General features: G+C 35.0%; 15 protein-coding genes and 1 CRISPR repeat array. Of the genes, 12 read left to right on the top strand and 3 right to left on the bottom strand.

From position 1 onward, the window contains the following. Positions 1-101 precede the first annotated feature (101 nt). The 11 genes from VB776_RS08395 to VB776_RS08345 all read left to right on the top strand — a co-directional run bounded on the left by VB776_RS08395 (position 102) and on the right by VB776_RS08345 (position 11,569). Positions 102-791 (top strand): hydrolase, encoded by a 690-nt coding sequence (locus VB776_RS08395; RefSeq protein ID WP_323327964.1) that lies wholly within the window; start codon positions 102-104, stop codon positions 789-791. An 87-nt stretch (positions 792-878) separates the two neighbouring features. Next, complete coding sequence (locus tag VB776_RS08390; RefSeq protein WP_323327962.1) at positions 879-2,654, top strand: amidohydrolase; 1,776 nt, start codon at positions 879-881, stop codon at positions 2,652-2,654. A gap of 2 nt (positions 2,655-2,656) precedes the next feature. After that, the gene (locus tag VB776_RS08385; protein WP_323327960.1) at positions 2,657-4,027 is read left to right on the top strand and encodes an alginate export family protein; all 1,371 of its coding nucleotides are present in this window, start codon (positions 2,657-2,659) and stop codon (positions 4,025-4,027) included. Between the two features lie 39 nt (positions 4,028-4,066). Then, a complete protein-coding gene (locus tag VB776_RS08380) occupies positions 4,067-4,426 on the top strand; it encodes a hypothetical protein (RefSeq protein ID WP_323327958.1) in 360 nt (119 codons plus the stop codon). Between the two features lie 73 nt (positions 4,427-4,499). Beyond that, positions 4,500-5,438, top strand: a complete 939-nt coding sequence (locus VB776_RS08375; RefSeq protein WP_323327956.1) for a ring-cleaving dioxygenase — start codon at positions 4,500-4,502, stop codon at positions 5,436-5,438. A 44-nt stretch (positions 5,439-5,482) separates the two neighbouring features. After that, positions 5,483-5,941 (top strand): DoxX family protein, encoded by a 459-nt coding sequence (locus tag VB776_RS08370; protein ID WP_323327954.1) that lies wholly within the window; start codon positions 5,483-5,485, stop codon positions 5,939-5,941. Next, a complete protein-coding gene (locus VB776_RS08365; RefSeq protein WP_323327952.1) occupies positions 5,934-6,377 on the top strand; it encodes a DMT family transporter in 444 nt (147 codons plus the stop codon). Before VB776_RS08370 ends, VB776_RS08365 begins: the two co-directional genes overlap by 8 nt. A 90-nt stretch (positions 6,378-6,467) precedes the next feature. Further along, entirely contained in the window at positions 6,468-7,289 is an 822-nt protein-coding gene (locus VB776_RS08360; RefSeq protein WP_323327951.1) for an alpha/beta fold hydrolase, read from the top strand. A 115-nt stretch (positions 7,290-7,404) separates the two neighbouring features. Beyond that, the gene (locus VB776_RS08355; protein WP_323327949.1) at positions 7,405-7,884 is read left to right on the top strand and encodes a Dps family protein; all 480 of its coding nucleotides are present in this window, start codon (positions 7,405-7,407) and stop codon (positions 7,882-7,884) included. Positions 7,885-7,896: 12 nt separating this feature from the next. Beyond that, positions 7,897-10,182: a tetratricopeptide repeat-containing sensor histidine kinase gene (locus VB776_RS08350; RefSeq protein ID WP_323327947.1), complete on the top strand. Its 2,286-nt coding sequence runs from the start codon at positions 7,897-7,899 to the stop codon at positions 10,180-10,182. A gap of 13 nt (positions 10,183-10,195) precedes the next feature. Then, complete coding sequence (locus VB776_RS08345) at positions 10,196-11,569, top strand: sigma-54-dependent transcriptional regulator (RefSeq protein ID WP_323327945.1); 1,374 nt, start codon at positions 10,196-10,198, stop codon at positions 11,567-11,569. A gap of 46 nt (positions 11,570-11,615) precedes the next feature. Here VB776_RS08345 and VB776_RS08340 read toward each other — a convergent pair whose 3' ends face one another. Next, positions 11,616-13,145, bottom strand: coding sequence for a sigma-54 interaction domain-containing protein (locus tag VB776_RS08340; protein WP_323327943.1), 1,530 nt, complete (start codon positions 13,143-13,145; stop codon positions 11,616-11,618). Positions 13,146-13,326: 181 nt separating this feature from the next. Between VB776_RS08340 and VB776_RS24540 the strand changes: the two genes are divergently transcribed. Continuing rightward, positions 13,327-13,602: an ATP-binding protein gene (locus VB776_RS24540; protein ID WP_407653800.1), complete on the top strand. Its 276-nt coding sequence runs from the start codon at positions 13,327-13,329 to the stop codon at positions 13,600-13,602. Between the two features lie 750 nt (positions 13,603-14,352). Continuing rightward, a CRISPR array of direct repeats spans positions 14,353-18,880; the repeat unit is 30 nt; unit sequence GTTTCAATTCCTCTATGGTACGATTAAAAG. A gap of 223 nt (positions 18,881-19,103) precedes the next feature. Here the strand turns inward: VB776_RS24540 and cas2 are convergent. Together cas2 and cas1b are read right to left on the bottom strand one after the other, a co-directional pair. Continuing rightward, positions 19,104-19,367, bottom strand: coding sequence for a CRISPR-associated endonuclease Cas2 (gene cas2, locus VB776_RS08330; protein WP_323327941.1), 264 nt, complete (start codon positions 19,365-19,367; stop codon positions 19,104-19,106). 68 nt (positions 19,368-19,435) lie between these two features. After that, positions 19,436-20,440, bottom strand: coding sequence for a type I-B CRISPR-associated endonuclease Cas1b (gene cas1b, locus VB776_RS08325; RefSeq protein ID WP_323327939.1), 1,005 nt, complete (start codon positions 20,438-20,440; stop codon positions 19,436-19,438). Positions 20,441-20,466 lie beyond the last annotated feature (26 nt).

The raw sequence follows: 20,466 nt of genomic DNA, 5'->3' as shown, positions 1-20,466 counted from the left end.
ATCATTACTTCTTCAAATAAGAGGGTTACTGTTTACGTCCAAATTTTTCAAAAAATCAATTTTCAAAACACATACAAATAATTTTAAACTAAACAAAAATCATGAAAAAGACTATTCTTACTCTCGCATTCGCTGTAGCATCATTTGTTGGATTCGCTCAAAAACCTTCACCAATGTTACTTAATCCAACAAACCATGCTTTAGTATTAATCGACCATGAATCACAAATGGGATTTGCGACAAAAAGTATTGAAATGACTGATTTACGCAACAATACAGCCATCGTAGCAGGTGCTTCAAAAATCTTTAAAGTACCAACGGTAGTAACTACGGTAGCTGAAAAATCATTTAGTGGTCCAGTTTTTCCTGAAGTTTCAGAGTTTTATCCACAAGCTACTTCTAATTATATCGACCGTACCACGATGAATACTTGGGAAGATGTAAATGCACACAAAGCAATTGTAGATAAAGGCAAGAAGAAAATCGTTTTAGCAGGTTTGTGGACTAGCGTTTGTATTGTAGGCCCAGCTTTGTCAGCCATCAGCGAAGGCTATGACGTATATGTAATAACGGACGCAAGTGGTGACGTTTCAAAAGAAGCTCACGAACAAGCGGTAACTCGTATGGTTCAAGCGGGAGCACACCCAATTACTGCCATCCAATACTTATTAGAATTACAACGTGATTGGGCTCGTAGCGAAACTTATGTACCAGTAACCAACCTTGTAAAAAAATACGGTGGTTCTTACGGTATCGGGATTCAGTACGCTCACGAAATGTTGAAACACTAAGCGATAATTAGCTAAAGACTTTAGGTTAATCAGTAACCTAAAGTCTTATTACAAAACTCTTTCCTCAATACCCTTCTTCTTACGAATATGAAAACTTTATCCTCCCTCGCATTTTTACTTTTTGCTTTGATTGGCAACGCCTTCGCTCAACAAAAAGCAGATATGATTCTTTTCAACGGAAAAGTTAATACGCTCGACGATACGCATCAAAAAGCCGAAGCGGTGGCGATACTTGGTAATAAAATCTTGGCAGTGGGAACAAACAAAGAGATTTTAAAACTGAAAAATGCAAAAACAAAATTGGTAGATGCTCAACAAAAAACCATTGTGCCGGGTTTGTTCGATAGCCATTTGCACGTGATTCGTGGTGGACGTTTTTACAATACTGAATTGCGTTGGGACGGTGTAAAAAGCCTTAAACGTGCTTTGGAAATGTTGAAAGAACAAGCCCAAAGAACACCCGAAGGACAATGGGTAAGAGTAGTAGGAGGTTGGAACGAATACCAATTTGAAGAAAAACGCTTACCAACTATCCAAGAAATCAACGATGCCACTGGCAATACGCCAACTTTTATTTTGTACTTATATGGCAAAGCATGGCTTAATCAGGCGGGAATCAAAAAATTAAATATCACTGGTGAAACACCGAATCCTATTGCAGGATTAATCGAAAAAGATAGCAACGGAAATCCGACGGGCTTGTTGGTAGCCGAACCAAATGCCTTTATTTTATATTCTACTTTAGCAAAACTTCCAGAATTAAATAACGAAGAAAAAATCAATTCTACACTGCAATATATGACGGAACTTAATCACTTGGGCGTAACGGCTGTGATGGATGCAGGAGGGGGCTTTCAGAATTTTCCTGATGACTACAATATTACTGACTCGCTCAACAAAGCAGGCAAAATTACAGTCAGACTTCCCTATTATCTTTTTGCTCAGAAAAAAGGTACAGAGCTAAAAGATTATACTCGCTGGACTGGATTGGTTGACCTTGAGCATCAGCATGGAAATGGCATCAATGAAATAGATTATCATGTAGAAGGTGGTGGCGAAAACTTGGTGGCTGATGCCGCAGATTTTGAAAACTTCCTTTTCCCTCGTCCAGAATTACCTAATTCGATGGAAAGTTCTTTGAAACCTGTTTTACAATTATTGGTAAAAAATCGTTGGCCGTTTCGTTTGCACGCCACTTATAACGAAAGTATTTCAAGAGATTTGGCGGTGATTGAAGAAGTAAACAAAGAAACGCCATTGAACGGACTAGTTTGGTTTTTTGACCATGCCGAAACCATCAGTGAAGAAAATATGCAACGCATCAAAGCTTTAGGTGGCGGTATTGCTATTCAGCATAGAATGGCTTTTCAAGGCGAAAGTTTTATTCATCGTTATGGAAAAAATGCTGCTTTAGCGAGTCCGCCCGTAAAAAGAATGCTTGAATTAGGGATTCCAGTAGGTTTGGGAACAGACGGTACTCGTGTGGCTTCGTACAATCCTTGGGTTTCCTTGTACTGGATTACTTCAGGAAAAACTGTCGGTGGCACACAAGTAATGGCAAAAGAAAATACTTTGGATAGAAATACAGCTTTAAAATTGATTACTGCGGGCGGTTATAACCTTATCAAAGAACAAAATAAAGGTAAAATTCAAGCTGGATATTTTGCTGATTTGATTATTTTAAGTGATGATTATTTTGAAGTAGCCGAAGAGAAAATCAAAGATATTACTTCCGAATTGACCATTGTTGACGGTAAAGTGGTATTTGGTACAACTACTTTCCAAAGTGTAGCACCGCAAGCTTTACCCGTTATTCCAAGTTGGAGCCCAGTGAAATATTATGGTGGTTATCAAACCAAATAGTTATGAAAAAACTGTTGTGGCTAATGGGAATTTTAAGTTGGAATACCTTAGCATTTGGCCAAAGTCCAATTTTTAAAATGTTGAGATACGATGAAAATTGGACTTCGTTCAAAAAAGATACAAGTAACAATTGGTATAATCATTTGAAATATAGTTCAATAGGGAATTCAAATGAAAGCTACATTTCAGTTGGTGGCGAAGTAAGGTTTCAATACTTCGCCATTAAAAACGAAGATTGGGGCGATACTCCTGCTGATAAAGACGGTTATGTTTTGACTCGCTATTTGGCTCATATTGATTATCACATTAATCCTACTTTCAGGGCATTTTTTCAAGTACAAAGTAGTCTTGCCAGTAGCCGAATCAATCCGAGTCCAGTAGAAGAAAATACTTTGGATATTCACCAAGCTTTTGCAGACGCTTTCTTATATCAACAAAAAGATAAATCAGTTCTGTTGAGAGTAGGTCGCCAAGAAATGACTTATGGTTCACAACGATTGATTGCTGTGCGTGAAGCCCCCAACAATCGTTTGGCTTTTGACGGTGCAAAATTTATTTTTCAAGCAAAAAATCTTAAATCAGATGTCTTTTATACGCATCCAATCGCCAACAAAGCAGGCATTTTTGACGACAGTTTTAATAAAAATACTCAACTTTGGGGCTTTTATTCGGTCATTAATCATGCTTCTTTTTTGAATAATATCGACTTGTATTATTTGGGTATTCGTAAAAAACAAGCCACTTTCGACGCTGGCAAAGGGGAGGAAATAAGGCATTCGATAGGTACAAGAATCTGGAAAAACAAAGGCGATTGGCAGTATGATTTCGAAGGTGTTTTTCAGTTTGGCACATTTGCACAGCAACAAATTTCGGCTTGGACACTTTCGTCAAATACAACTTATCAATTCAGTCAACTGGCATTGAAACCCAAATTGGGTCTGAAAACAGAAGCCATTTCGGGCGATAGAAATTTGGGTGATAATCGTTTACAAACTTTTAATCCGCTTTACCCCAAAGGTGCATATTTTGGTTTGGCAGCACTGATTGGTCCAGCCAATTTATTCGATTTTCACCCATCGCTTGATTTGGAACTGAACGAACGATTAGAGTTTGGAATTGATTACGATATTTTCTGGCGACTTAGTCGAAAAGATGGCATTTATGCCCCCAATATGTCGCTGATTTATTCAGGAAAAAATACCAACGACCAGTTTATCGGTACACAATTGTCGGCAGAATTTAATTATCAACTCAATCCATTTTTATTCTTTCGGCTCGAAGGCACTTGGTTTGAAACAGGTGATTATTTGAAAGAAGTAAGTACTGGCAAAGATATTTTGTTTACTGCTTTTACCACACAATTTAAGTTTTAGATACAATCAGGAATGCTTCTAAATTTACTCAATAAGGTTATGGATACTTTGCTTACTCTTGAATATCAGGTTGTTGTTTCAACGATAAAAACGTATCATGAAAGATTACAGACGGATGTTGAGCAAATGCAAGCAGGGCTATCTTTCTTGAACCAATATTGTTGGGAAGTAAGCGATGTTAAGGTGTTAGAAGAACTGCAAAAGATAAAACAAGAGTTGTTACGCTTATTGGAAATGTATTATCAGAACATCAGTATATGCGAAAAAATCTACCGAATTTTTGACGCTGAAAATGTAGCTCATTCTCAGCAAATAGCTCGTGAGATAGCCTTGATTGAACAAAGTTTTGTCTGTGCTGAATGCCAATATCAACGCCTGACCGAATATCTTAACAAATAAGTATTGCTTGATTATCAATAGATTATTGCTATGAAATTCATATAAAGTCAAGCCTCTTAAATAAACTATAAACATGGAAGACACAATCTTAGGTATTCACCACATTACAGCCATTGCTGGCGATGCCAAAAGTAATTTTGATTTTTATACGAAAGTATTAGGATTGAGATTTATCAAGAAAACCGTCAATTTCGACGACCCTTATACTTATCATTTTTATTTCGGAGATGAGTTTGGTAATGCAGGCACAATTCTCACTTTTTTTCCTTGGGGAAAAAGCGTCGGAAGGGGCTTGAGAGGAGCAGGCATTGCTACTGAAATAGGCTATTCTGTACCAAAAGGCAGTCTTGATTTCTGGATGGAGCGTTTTGAAAATCATGGCGTAATTTACAATAAACCAGCCGTGAAATTTGGCGAAAAGTACCTAACATTCATCGACCCAGATGGATTGAAGCTTCAGTTAATCGAAACCGAAAAGCCCGATAATCGCATCGCTTGGGAAACCGATGAAATCAAGCAAGCAGTAGCCTTGAAAGGTTTTCATAGTGTAACACTTACACTGAATGAATATGCCCCCACAGCCCAAATCTTAACAGCAATATTTGGTTATGAACTCATCCAAAAAGATGGCGTAAACTATCGTTATGCCACAAAAGCCATTGATACTGCTGCCATTATTGATATTGTTGAATACCCCGAAGAACCTCGTGGTTGGGTAGCGGGTGGCATTGTGCATCATGTGGCGTTTAGGGTAAAAAATGATGAAGTATTGATGCAATTCAGAGAGAAAATCAAAAGTATCGGATTAGATATTACACATCAAATTGATAGAAACTATTTCCACTCTTTGTATTTCAGAGAACCAGGCGGAATACTCTTTGAAATTGCTACCGAAAATCCGGGCTTTACGGTAGATGAACCTTTGGCAGAATTGGGCAAAAATCTAAAACTACCTGCACAATATGAATCAGATCGGAAGAAAATTGAGAAACAACTAGCAGTGCTTGATTGATTAACTAAGGAATTCAACGTAAAGGAATAAATCCCTCTCAATATATGAATGATGTAAAAAAAGATAAAAGTCTTATTAAAGGTTTATTATTGAATGAGTTGGAAAATAAAGGCCTGAGTTACTCCCTTTTGTTTTTCAGAATCGCTCTTAGTCTTGAATTAATAATAGTTCACGGACTGAAAAAATTAGGATTGAACAATGGAGTGGCAGAAGTAATTCCTAATCCTTATGGCTTTCCACAATGGATAAATGATAGTGTAGCTTTAGCCGCAAATTTTATTTGTCCTGTATTAATCATTTTAGGTTTATTTACCCGTTTGGTAACACTTCCAGTTTTAGCAGTAACCCTTTCGGGGTACTTTATTGTACATGGTAACGACAGTCTATTAGTGAGAGACGTACCATTTATGTATAGTATTTGTTTTCTTTTTTTAACGTTTACGGGTGCAGGAAAATATAGTTTAGACAATATCATATCCCAAAATACCATCAATCATGACTAAGTTTATATGGATTTTTCTGGTAGTCTTAGCAGGCTCTTTGCTACCAATTCAAGCTGGACTCAATACCAAAATGGGTAAAGCTATTGAGAGTCCCGTATGGGCATCACTTATTTCGTTTGCTGTTGGCACAATTGTGATGTTAATCTATGCAGGAGTAACCAAACAAGGCTTTAGCGTCTCCGAATTACGAAACGTTCCAGCACATACTTGGCTTGCAGGCGTGTTAGGGGCATTTTATGTAACAACCATTGTATTGGCATTTCCACGTTTAGGTCCAGCACTTACTTTTGGATTAGTGGTTGCAGGACAATTGTTTATCTCACTATTGCTTGATCATTTTAATATCCTAGTACAAGCTCAACATAGCATCAATATTTTTAGAGTTATCGGAATGCTTTTAATAATTGCTGGCGTTGTGATTATCCGTTCCTTTTAAATTGATAAAATCATAAGTGTAATACCAGAACATCATTTGTTAACAATTTTTATATCATAATTTATTATTTACAATTAAACCTTCAAAAACATGAGCAAGATTACAGTAAAAGACGGAACAGAAATCTATTACAAAGACTGGGGAACAGGACAACCACTTTTTTTTCATCACGGTTGGCCATTATCAAGCGACGATTGGGACGCACAAATGATGTTTTTCGTCAATCAAGGATTTAGAGTAATTGCCCACGACCGTCGTGGACATGGTAGATCTACCCAAACCGCAGAAGGACATGACATGGATACTTATGCCGCAGACGTAGCAGAACTTACAGAAGTACTTGATTTAAAAAATGCGGTACACATTGGTCACTCTACCGGTGGGGGAGAAGTAATCAGATATGTGGCAAAACATGGGCAAGGAAGAGTAGCAAAAGCGATTTTGATTAGTGCCGTAACACCTATTATGGTTCAAACAGAGAGTAATCCAGAAGGTATTCCGATGTCGGTATTTGACGGTATTCGTGAAGGAACAGCAACACAAAGACCTCAGTACTTTCAGGATTTTACGATTCCATTTTTTGGCTATAACCGTGAAGGAGCTAAAATTTCGCAAGGTATCAGAGATAATTGGTGGCGTCAGGGAATGATGGGAGGAATCGTTGCTCATTACAACTGTGTGAACGTATTTTCAGAAACAGATTTTACCGAAGACCTCAAAGCTGTGGATATTCCAGTACTTGTTTTGCATGGCGAAGACGACCAAATAGTTCCTTTTGAACTTACGGCGGTAAAAGCGGTTAAGCTTTTGAAAAACGGTACGCTTATTTCTTACCCAGGTTTTCCGCATGGAATGCCAACGACAGAAGCGGCTACAATCAATGCCGATATTTTAGCATTTGTTAAAGCGTAAAAATAATAACATAACTTTAGGTAATAGGCTTTTCTATTGCCTAAAGTTATCATCTTTTCGTAGAAAGAATACATTGTTGTAATGCTAAAAGGTATTACTAAAAACATTTCAGACCATGAACAAAAGAACGGAAATAGGCATTTCTGAAACAAATAGAGCAGATGTAGCCCTAGAACTTTCAAAAATATTAGCGGATGAATTTGTACTTTATACCAAAACCAGAAATGCACACTGGAACGTAGAAGGACCAGATTTTTATTCAATCCATAAATTTTTTGAAAGTCAATACGAACAATTAGACGAAGTAATGGATGATGTAGCCGAAAGAATTCGTGCCATTGGACATTATGCACCAGCTACTTTAAAAATGTATCTACAACTGACGCACCTAAGCGAAGAATCTCGTGAAGAAAATGATAGTGCGGGATACATCAAAGAACTTTTGTCCGACCATCAAACGGTGATTATTCATTTACGAGAAAACATCAATAAATTTGCTACGGAATATCATGATTTAGGAACGAGTGATTTTATTACAGGCTTAATGGAAAGACATGAAAAAATGGCTTGGATGTTACGAGTACATTTAAAATAATCATTAGAAAATATGGGAAAACACATACCCTTGTTCAACAAGCAAACTTTGCTTTTAGCCTTTGTATTGTATTTGGTACAGGGTATCTGTTGCCCACAAAAAAGTTTTGGTAAACGACAAGAAGAGCTTCGTGCGGTACGAGAAGGATTAAAAACAACAGCTGAAAATAGTAGCAGAAGAGTTGATTTATTACTTGAATATGGAAGATATTGTTTAGAAAAACCAGGCGAACTAAAAGTTGATTTAGATAGTGCCATTACTTTTCAATACCAAGCCTTAGAGATAAGTAAAAAGCTTTCTTATACCAGTGGAATTGCCGATGCGATGATTCTACAAGGAAAAATCTACTCAGAAATGGGGTTTCGGAACAAAGCTATTATTCAATTAAAACGGGCTTTTCTGTTTGCTAAAAAGAATAAATTGTATCAACAACAAGGGGATTTTTTTACAACTTTTGCACAATTTCAAAACAATGAACTCGACGGAATAGCCACAAAAATTGCCTATTATCACAAGGCTGTTCAATTATATCATAAAGATAATGCCCTAGAAGATGAAGCAACTTCAAGAAAAATGTTGGGCGATTATTACAGCATACTCGGAAAGTCTAATGAGGCAATCGAACAATTAAAAATTGCCTTGAAAATTTATCAAGAAATTCATTTTAAGGATTTGCAAGGTGTATATAACATTATTTCGGGTGTTTATACCCAAATGGGAAATTATGAACTTTCTATTAAATACGGACTTTTGGCAGTGAGAACCGCAGAATCACTTGGGGATGAAAGTTTACAACTCAGTTCTATCTATAATAAATTAGGACTTAGTTGTCATTACTTAAAGCAATATGATAAGGCTTTGGAGTATTGGAAAAAAGCAGCTTCCATCGCCGAAAAATACAATGATACCAATTATCTGAGAATCATTCTTGCCAATATTGTTACTTCGTATATGAAGTTAAAAGATTATAAAGCAGCCTTAAACCAAGTAGCATTTATTGAAAAAAAGTATCCACCTAACGATTTTCATAGCAAAGGCAGAATTCCATATCTCTATGTAATGATTTATTTAGAATTGAAGCAATTGGATAAAGCAAAACCTTACTTCAAAAAATTATTGCTACTTAATCGTTCTGAACCTAAAGAAAACATTCACCAAATGTATCTTAATCATGCCATTATCCGCTATTATTTAGATACTAAGCAACCCGAAAAAGCGTATTCATTTTTGATAGACCAAGAAAAGCTTTCAAACAGTGTCAAAAATAATAAGATGCTTTACGAAAATTACCTTACTTGGTTTAAAGCAGATTCTGCTACGGGCAATCTTTCCGAAGCCATTAAACATTATAAATTATATAAATCATATTCGGATTCGGTATTGAATGCTGATAAAACGAAGCAAATTTCTAATCTACAAATTCAATTTGATACTGAACAAAAAGATAAAAATATTCTATTATTAACCCAAAAAAGTGAATTACAGAATGCAACTATCCGAAATGATAGAATCATTAAAATTATTGCGATAAGTGGTGCTTTTGTGCTAATTATACTCCTTTTAATGGGGTATAATCGCTATCAACTCAAGAAAAAAAACAATGCCCAACTTGAGCAAAAACAGATAGAAATCAACCAGCAAAACGATTTACTCAAGAGACTATTGAACGAAAAAGAGTGGCTGATTCGGGAAATTCATCACCGAGTAAAAAACAATTTACAAATTGTTATTAGCTTATTGAATACACAATCTGCACATTTACACAATCAAGATGCCCTTGAAGCCATTCGGAACAGTCAGCATCGTATGCACGCTATTTCATTGATTCACCAAAAATTATATCAAACCGAAAATTTGGCAACGATAGATATGGAATGGTATATTAGGGAATTGGTGTCTTATATTCGAGAGAGTTTTAATATAGATAAAAGGCTAAGTTTTGATTTAATGACTGACCCTATCATATTAGATGTTGGGCAAGCCGTACCTGTTGGATTAATCCTCAATGAAGCCATCAGCAATGCCGTGAAATATGCTTTTCCAGTTGGAAGAGGCGAAGTAAGAATAATGCTAAAAAGTGAATCTGAAAAATTATGCAAATTAAGTATTTCCGACAATGGAATTGGTTTGCCGGAAGACTTTGATGTTGAGGAGAGTAACTCATTAGGAATGAGCTTGATGCGAGGTTTGAGTGAGCAATTAGAAGGAACTCTAGAAGTTCAAAACCAACATGGTTTAACACTCACGGTTGTTTTTCCACTCAAATCTGAATTGGAACATTCAGTTATTAATACCTAACGATTTACGGTTAATGATAAAAAAAGATAAAATACTGATTGTTGAAGACGAGTTTATTGTGGCTTATGATTTGAAAATAATGCTCACAAAGAGTGGTTATTTGGTTGCGGGTATCGCTTCAACGGTAGAACGTGCCCGTCAGTTAATCGAGCAAAAAAAGCCTGATTGGGTTTTATTGGATATTCTCTTAAAAGGCGATGAAACTGGGATTGATTTGGCTCATGAACTCTTAGAAAAAAAAATCCCCTTTTTATTTATTTCTGCCAATACAAACCATACTATACTTGAAGCAGCCAAAGCGACACAACCTTATGGTTTTTTGGTAAAACCATTCCGAGAAAGAGATTTATTTGTCATGCTTGATATTGCCAGATACCGTTACGGTATTGAAATGGGGCATTTTCATCAAAATGAAGATGAATCTGAAAAGTCAAATATAAGAATTGACGGTATTATTGGTAAAAGTCCAGCTTTATTGAATTCATTAGAGAAAATAAAAATTGTAGCACCAACCAATACTTCCGTCATTATTTTAGGAGAAAGTGGAACTGGAAAAGAACGAGTTGCCCAAGCAATTCATCAATTTTCTGCTAGAAAAGACAAACCTTTAATAACCATCAACTGTGCGGCATTGCCTATAAATCTGATTGAATCTGAGCTATTTGGACACGAAAAAGGAAGTTTTACGGGAGCCAATCAGAAACGTATCGGAAAATTTGAACAAGCCAATGGCGGAACAATTTTTCTGGACGAAATAGGCGAATTGCCTTTAGAAGCCCAAGTAAAGCTACTTCGTGTTTTACAAGAAAAGGAAATAGAAAGAATAGGAAGCGACACGACCATTAAAGTGGATGTCCGTATCATTGCTGCCACGAATCGGAATTTGGAAGAAGAAGTTTCGGGAGGACGTTTCCGGTTGGATTTATATTATCGATTGAATGTGTTTCCTGTAGAGTTGCCAGCTTTACGAGAACGGAAAGACGACATCCCATTATTAGTAAATTATTTTCTACTTAAATTCTCAAACAGCACAGGTAAAAAAAATACGAGAATTAGTGAATCTGCTCTGCAAAGACTTCAAGAATATGATTGGCCCGGTAATATCCGTGAATTAGAACATTTGATAGAACGAAATGTCCTTTTGGCATCTAATCAAGAAATAGGGGATATAAATTTGCCAAATATTAGCAAAAAACAAGTTATAAGAGTTTCTGATCAATTTATAAATACGATGGAAGAAGTGGAGCGTGAACATATTTTAAAAGTGCTCAGTACTTGTCAAGGTAGAATAACAGGAGTAGGAGGGGCTGCCGAAATATTAGGTATGTCCACACAAACATTGTATGCTAAAATTAAGAAATTGGGTATTAAAACAGGGTATAAGTAAGCGTTTTGAATTGTAAGCGATGTGTTTAAATACTGATTTATTACCGCTAATTTATGGTTACAAAATGTTCTTTTTTAATACCTAATTTTTGCATTTTTGAAATAAGCGTAGTTGGCGGAAGATTGAGTCTAACAGCTGCACCATTTTGTCCGAAAATTCTGCCATTGCATAATTTTAGTACTTTTAAAATATAGTCATGTTCTACGGCGGCTAAAGTCTTTATTTCAAATTCAACATTACTTTGCTGTGGAATTTCTGCAAAATTTATTTGTTTGATTACATCGCCAGTTGTTAGTAAAATACTTCTTTCAATAAGGTGTTCAAGCTCACGAATATTCCCAAGCCAAGGATGTAAGAGTAATTTTTCGAGGACTTTATGTGAAATACCTTTGATTTTTTTACCAACTTTAGGAGCATATTTTTCAATAAAATGAGCCACGAGTAAAGGAATATCTTCTTTGCGTTCTCGCAATGGTGGAAGCGAAATCGGAAACACATTCAGACGATAATATAAATCCAATCGGAAACGTCCTTCCGAAACTTCTCCTTCCAGATTCCGATTCGTGGCAGCAATGATGCGTACATTTACTTTTATCGTGCGTTGTCCTCCAATTCGTTCAAATTCTTTTTCTTGTAAGACTCTTAATAATTTTACTTGTAGTTCAATCGGTAATTCTCCAATTTCATCTAAAAAGAGAGTACTCTCATGGGCTAATTCAAACTTTCCAATTCGTTTCTGATTGGCTCCTGTAAAACTTCCTTTCTCGTGTCCAAATAGCTCACTTTCTAGCAATGAGGCTGGTATTGTAGCACAATTTACTTTGATTAATTCTCTGTTTTTTCGAAGAGAAGTATCATGAATTGCTTTTGCAACCAGCTCTTTACCAGTACCTGATTCTCCCAATAATAAAACAGTAGCATCTGAAATGGCTACTAAATTAATTAATTTATAAACTTCTTTAATTCTTGGAGAAACTCCTTTTAAATTTGAGAAAGGTGATACTTGATTAATTTTATTACTCGATTGAATTTGTGTTAAAAGATGTTCTTTGTTGATTATGAAGCAAACTCTTGTAATAATAATATGACTAATAATACTCAATAACTGGCGATGATATTCAGAAAAAATGGCTTGTTTTTTTGAATGAAGAGATAAAAATCCTTTCATCCCAAATTCGTTTTGAAACCCCACAATCATACTTTCAACAATGCCAGAATCTTTCATTAATTCATTATCTTTTAATAGGATAGGATTTTCACTTGAAAGTATTTTATCATCTAAAAATAAAGGATATTCATTTGTGAGGCTTTCTTGTAAATTACTTAAAAGAACAGAATCATTTTCTGGAGTATCTTGGAAGAATGACAAAGTGTAAAAAATATCACCGAATATTTGATGAACAAACGTTTCAATAATACCTTTAAGCTCAGAAATACTTTTCGCTTTGTTGATGTTATTACATAAATTATGTAAGCTAGACAAAGTACTTATTTCATGTCTTAAATCTTCAAGAGATAATTTATTTTTATTATTCTCAATATTTACTTTAGGAGAAAAAGAGTGTTGTTTTCCCATGTTTGAGTGCTACAGATAAGATGATATTCAAATATATACATATTCCGATGAAATTGAGTATCTCATTCCGATACAAGTTGCACAGGCAATTCCGATTTAAATTGAGCAGTTGTGGGTAAGTTGTCTGAGTTTTTCATAGTTTGTTTTTGATTGCGTAGCACAGAACGCAGCCAAAACGATCATGGCAAACCATACAAAAGTAATGTTTCAAATCAGACGCATTATTCAATTGCATTTACAAGGTACTTCCCGTAGTAGTGAGATAGCCCGAGGTTTGGCAATTACTGACAGGTATGGTAAACATACTACCATAATTACGGCTCAAATGCCCATTGCCAAATGGTATGAATATATTGCTGATCCAACCATCGCCGATGCACTCATGGATAGGCTTTTACATCACGCTCACAGAATAGAATTGAAAGGTGTATCTATGAGAAAAAATCATTACCAGTAGAAAATCAAACTCTTTCTATAAACTATCAGAGTGACTCGTTCATCCAGTTGGATTTTTGAATTAAGGTAACAACTCCTATGTTGTAAGCATAAATGGCCGCAGTGACAAAAGTAATGTTCAGATTCTCCAAGGTTCTGTCGTGGCCCCATTAAAACCACCGCTCTTTTTATTTCGGTTTCTTTTACAAAAGGATAAAACAAATCAAAATATAGTCTTTTTGACATATCCATGTACGTTTGTTGTACTTGACCTGAGAGCCACCAAGGGTTTTCGTACTGTAAACGTTCTATTCTTTTTGATGTTGGAATAACATTATTAAAAGCCATTATTTTATTTATTTTCACATTTGTGTAAAAATAAATAAAATAAAAAATTCTTATTTTTACAATAATGATAATTTAAGCTTAGTATAATCATTGTTGAAGGCTTATTTTACTACTCTACAAGGGTTCTATTGGCAAATAATTATTCTAAGAAATTATTACGATAGTCGTTTTGTTTGATTTTACAAGAATAGCATTTGTTTGTTGTAGTATGTATAAAGTACAAAGAAAGTGATGATGCCACCTTTTTTATTTTTTAAGTAATACCAGCAAAAAGTAAAGATGACTTCATTATACTTTATAGAAATGAAAAAAGTTTTACTACTCTTACTTCTTTGCATCACACCTTTTTTCTTTTGCTCAAGACCAACATCAATCGTTCGATTAAAAGTGAAGTAACACCCTTATACTTAAACCAAACCACGCAATTTCAATTCCTCTATGGTTCGATTAAAAGTGAAATGCTTAATCAGGTTGATTATAGTGATATTCCGTTTCAATTTCTCTATGGTACGATTAAAAGGCAATCCCGCAATAGTCTTCTTGGTCTATAGCCTCCAGTTTCAATTCCTCTATGGTACGATTAAAAGTGCAAGCAAAACTGAATGATTATACCTTCTTTAAAGGGTTTCAATTCCTCTATGGTACGATTAAAAGTACTTTTAGCATATACTCCATCACCATGTTCGCAGGGTTTCAATTCCTCTATGGTACGATTAAAAGGACGACAAAAAGATTGCATTTTTGGCAAAAGTTAAAAAGTTTCAATTCCTCTATGGTACGATTAAAAGTTCACAGAAGATGAACATATAGGGTTTATCGGTATGTTTCAATTCCTCTATGGTACGATTAAAAGATATTTTTCATTAAGAAATTTTTGGGTTGGATTCACTGTTTCAATTCCTCTATGGTACGATTAAAAGTCAGATGACAGATGCTCGTAGAAATATTTAAAGTGTTTCAATTCCTCTATGGTACGATTAAAAGACCAGCCTTTTCCCATTTCAAAGAATCTTCATCATTCGGTTTCAATTCCTCTATGGTACGATTAAAAGAAAAAATCAACCTCAAAGGGGTTGTATTTTTAGTTGTTTCAATTCCTCTATGGTACGATTAAAAGTTCATTTTGAAGTGTCTTTACAAGTGCCTTTTCCTCGTTTCAATTCCTCTATGGTACGATTAAAAGCTATCGGTATAGAATTCAATTCGTTGACAGGTATCGTGTTTCAATTCCTCTATGGTACGATTAAAAGGATTTTTGTTTTACCTGTTTCATCCTTAATTATTTTGTTTCAATTCCTCTATGGTACGATTAAAAGCAATTTCTTTCAATTCTTTTGAGCTGGTGCGAGTATGTTTCAATTCCTCTATGGTACGATTAAAAGATTTTATTGTTCTGAGCAACCAAGGCATTAATGTTTTGTTTCAATTCCTCTATGGTACGATTAAAAGACTATACAAAAGTTGTGAGACAAGGGGATTTGTGTAGTTTCAATTCCTCTATGGTACGATTAAAAGTTCATACGGAAATACTTCCAAAATCGGGGTCGTATGTTTCAATTCCTCTATGGTACGATTAAAAGGATTGTTGGGGCAAAGAAAATATGTATTTTCAGGAGCGTTTCAATTCCTCTATGGTACGATTAAAAGAACTATTTCAAAAGTAAGAATTGAACAATTGTAGTTCGTTTCAATTCCTCTATGGTACGATTAAAAGCTTCAATTTCTCATAAAACGCAGTTTTATCCCTTACTGTTTCAATTCCTCTATGGTACGATTAAAAGAACTTTTTATTCCATTCGTCAATGTCAAAGTCTTCAGTTTCAATTCCTCTATGGTACGATTAAAAGAAGTATCAATGTGGGAAAAAAATGCTCCTGAGGGCATGTTTCAATTCCTCTATGGTACGATTAAAAGAAATAGGCGAAGTAAGACGATACAATGCGTTGGAGGTGTTTCAATTCCTCTATGGTACGATTAAAAGTCGCACGAAGTACTAGAAACCATCATCAACCCCAATATGTTTCAATTCCTCTATGGTACGATTAAAAGGAAATAGAACGATTGCTCCTAAAAGAACAATTGTTCTGTTTCAATTCCTCTATGGTACGATTAAAAGAATTTAATCAAATACAAAAATGAAAACGAAAATATCGTTTCAATTCCTCTATGGTACGATTAAAAGTGTTGGTAGCTTCAAAGTGTTATTTTCTCTTTTCTGTTTCAATTCCTCTATGGTACGATTAAAAGGAGTAAATCAACTATTCCTTTTCCTATCTTTTCTGTTTCAATTCCTCTATGGTACGATTAAAAGAAAATGAGAAAGCAAATAGTAATTCAAGAATGTAAGTTTCAATTCCTCTATGGTACGATTAAAAGTATAGAGCTTGCAAAGTCTGTAGCACAAACACCATGTTTCAATTCCTCTATGGTACGATTAAAAGTGTGTAGGAAAAAGTGGATTAAGCAAGTTATCAGGCATGTTTCAATTCCTCTATGGTACGATTAAAAGCGGGTGGATGGCAAAGGGGAGTTTTAAACGCTCCCCGTTTCAATTCCTCTATGGTACGATTAAAAGAAAATACAAAATCAGGCAATTGCCGAATTTCTCGTGTTTCAATTCCTCTATGGTACGATTAAAAGATCCATACACATTAGTATTAGAAGACGACTGGACAGTTTCAATTCCTCTATGGTACGATTAAAAGTGATATTATAAATAAGATTTTAATTGCAGAAATTGTGTTTCAATTCCTCTATGGTACGATTAAAAGAAACTAAAAACCTTGTTTCAGCTACGACACCATTGGTGTTTCAATTCCTCTATGGTACGATTAAAAGAAGATTATCGGCAATGATAAGATTTCGATTGAATAGTTTCAATTCCTCTATGGTACGATTAAAAGCTCTTGAATCGGTGCTTAGCTGTTTGGGAATTACTTGTTTCAATTCCTCTATGGTACGATTAAAAGTCTTATTCTTACCTACCTGTTATAAAGCACTGTTGGTTTCAATTCCTCTATGGTACGATTAAAAGTAAAACAATTAGATGTTTTGTTTAATCCATATTTGTTTCAATTCCTCTATGGTACGATTAAAAGCAGGAATAAACGGAAATGATCCGGGCATATAAACGTTTCAATTCCTCTATGGTACGATTAAAAGAGGGGATAAAGGTTTAGGCTTGGGAGGTGCTAGAAAGTTTCAATTCCTCTATGGTACGATTAAAAGTAGTTGAAAATGCAGTAGAGAAGTTAGGGGGAACAAGGTTTCAATTCCTCTATGGTACGATTAAAAGAAAATCTCTGATAACACAGTAGTATGTCTATTAGGTAGGTTTCAATTCCTCTATGGTACGATTAAAAGAATTTCAAAGAAAATAGAATCAAAACCATTTTAGTTTAGTTTCAATTCCTCTATGGTACGATTAAAAGTAAAAATGGAGAGCGAAATTGTTACAAAGAAGCTTGGTTTCAATTCCTCTATGGTACGATTAAAAGTTTTTCTTAAAACCTTCATCTAACATTCCGATATTGGGTTTCAATTCCTCTATGGTACGATTAAAAGAACAGATTCGATGTTCAAAGAACATTTGGTGCTTTAGTTTCAATTCCTCTATGGTACGATTAAAAGGACAAACCTATTCGTCTTATTTTCTGAAAGCGTAAAATGTTTCAATTCCTCTATGGTACGATTAAAAGTTTAATTTTTTTTCCAATTTCCATATTTATATCTTTGGTTTCAATTCCTCTATGGTACGATTAAAAGTGAGCCGTACAATGGGCAAAAGATACTTGGATGGTGTGTTTCAATTCCTCTATGGTACGATTAAAAGTTTTTGCTTGTGCAATGGCTAAATCTATATCCTGCGTTTCAATTCCTCTATGGTACGATTAAAAGTGTACGTTGTATAGATTTCGGGAAAAGAAATCTATGTTTCAATTCCTCTATGGTACGATTAAAAGAGCCAAATGATCGGGATCATAAGGATGGAATCTTTGTTTCAATTCCTCTATGGTACGATTAAAAGGAGTCTTACCATAGCCCCATTAATGCTTTAAAATTCAGTTTCAATTCCTCTATGGTACGATTAAAAGTTGTTGAAAAGTGTTTTAACATCACCAACTCATGTATTTGTTTCAATTCCTCTATGGTACGATTAAAAGATTCAGCAAAATATATTTTCTCAGTCTGGTACAGTTTGTTTCAATTCCTCTATGGTACGATTAAAAGGAAAATGGTGGTTCTGATACTCAAATAGAGAATTTTGTTTCAATTCCTCTATGGTACGATTAAAAGATGAGGCAATTAATAAAAATAAGCAGTTGGCTCAGTTTCAATTCCTCTATGGTACGATTAAAAGAAGGTACAGGAAGCATATTACGCCCTGTATTCTGGTTTCAATTCCTCTATGGTACGATTAAAAGATTGTACAGCAAGCAAGTACAAATAAACTAATATTGTTTCAATTCCTCTATGGTACGATTAAAAGTTGCAATTAGCTTGCTATTGGGTAGTACATATAAGATGTTTCAATTCCTCTATGGTACGATTAAAAGAGTCGGTTTAGATGTTTCTTCGTTTGGCTCTGTTCCGTTTCAATTCCTCTATGGTACGATTAAAAGCAATTTGGTCGGTTGTACCGCCAAATTTTCCTTTGCCGTTTCAATTCCTCTATGGTACGATTAAAAGTCTTGCGTACAAGAAGTGCCATGCGAAAAATTGGATCGTTTCAATTCCTCTATGGTACGATTAAAAGGAAATTCCATCATCGTTCTGAACACTTCTTCGAAATGTTTCAATTCCTCTATGGTACGATTAAAAGAAAAAATTCTGAGGTGTTGGAGGAAATATTTATATGTTTCAATTCCTCTATGGTACGATTAAAAGGCTAAAGTATTGGGTGTGTTGGTCAATAAAACTGAGTTTCAATTCCTCTATGGTACGATTAAAAGCCGTTATAAAAATGGCTTTGAGACTCCAAAAATGCACTTTTTTTCTCGAAAATACAATGAAAAAATCGTCGAAGGCTAATGGTAGGTTTTTACCGTACCTTCGACGACTATTGAAAATCAGATACTTATCCTAAAATGGGCTTCTAACGCCTTTATAAATATCAAGATTTCAATGAACTTTTTGGGGTTCGACGTCTTACCTATATTGATATACGTTAGCGTCTTACAGGAAATTATCAGTACTCATTCGCTCTTGTCCAATCACTTCTTTGTCGAGCCAACGTTCGTTTCTACTCTTGAAGATAATCAAACTATCTTCGTCTTCATTCATTATTTTCTTGGCATCGTACAACATTTCTTTTAGTTTTACTTCGGTGATTTCGCCCTCAAAAACTGAATTTTGTATCCAATTCAAATACTTTCGACAATGTTTCAACATCTTGCCTACTCGCTTTTCTCCCATATCATAAACCAATATTACGTACATATCAATCAAAGTTTTAATTTCATCAACTTTATTCACTAAATCACTCACTCACAACTCATTAATTGATATTACCACATCATTTTAAAAGGTTTGTAGTTTTCAATACCTAAAATATGTTTACTAAGTTTATAACATTCCAACTTTACCAAATGCTTGTAACTCACATTTCTGCCTAAACTTCTATGCTTAAAGGTTTCTTTCAATCTATCTTCAAAAGCTTGAGTAAAGGTTTTGCGTGCTGAATCTTTCAGTACGCAACGGTTAGTATCTTGCCGAAAATCATTTGCTTGAATTTGTTTTTTGTTTAGTACACTAAAGATCGTTCTATCGACTAAAATAGGTTTGAAAATCTCTGCTAAATCCAATGCCAAAGAAAATCTTCTTACACCCGGTTCATGCAAAAAACTAATCGTTGGGTTGAGTTGTGTATGATAAATTTGGTCGATGCACACGGTATAACACATCATATTACCAAATGAAATCAAGGCATTTACTTCATTTTGTGGGGGCTGTTTGCTACGATTGCCCATTTCAAAATCATTAATGATTGTACCAAAAGCACTATAATAGGCTTGACGAATATTCCCTTCAATGCCCATTAATTCATCCACTTTTTTACTTGATTCTATTAGTTGGGTGTAATCTTCTATTCGTGCCAAAGCTTCAGAAACATCTTTCCCCCGACTTTGATAATACTTCAAATTTCGGCTCATATTAAAAGCCGCTCCGTTGATTAAAGTCTGGGCAATTACCAAACGCTTTTTATCCGAAATATAATGTTTAGTTTGGGCTACTTGCATTTTGCCTGCCAACAGATACTCTTTTGGCATAAATGAACCTGTGTAATGTTCGTAATAATCAAAAAAATGAACGGCTACATGGTTTCTCCCCATAAAATTATACAAAGCGCTGTTGGCATCTAAACTGCCGAAACAATAAAGATTATCGACCGACTCAATCGGAATATGTCGAGCTTGTCCTTCATTTCCATGCTCATCAACAGGAGTAAAACAGAGTGTATTGTCTTTCCGACTCAATCGTCCGGGATTAAATAGGTAATAAGATTTTTTCATGTTGAATATTTAGAATAATTGCTTTC

The sequence above is a fragment of the Arcicella gelida genome (assembly GCF_034931025.1).
Classification (GTDB): Bacteria; Bacteroidota; Bacteroidia; order Cytophagales; family Spirosomataceae; genus Arcicella; species Arcicella gelida.
This window is presented reverse-complemented; position numbering and strand designations above follow the sequence as displayed.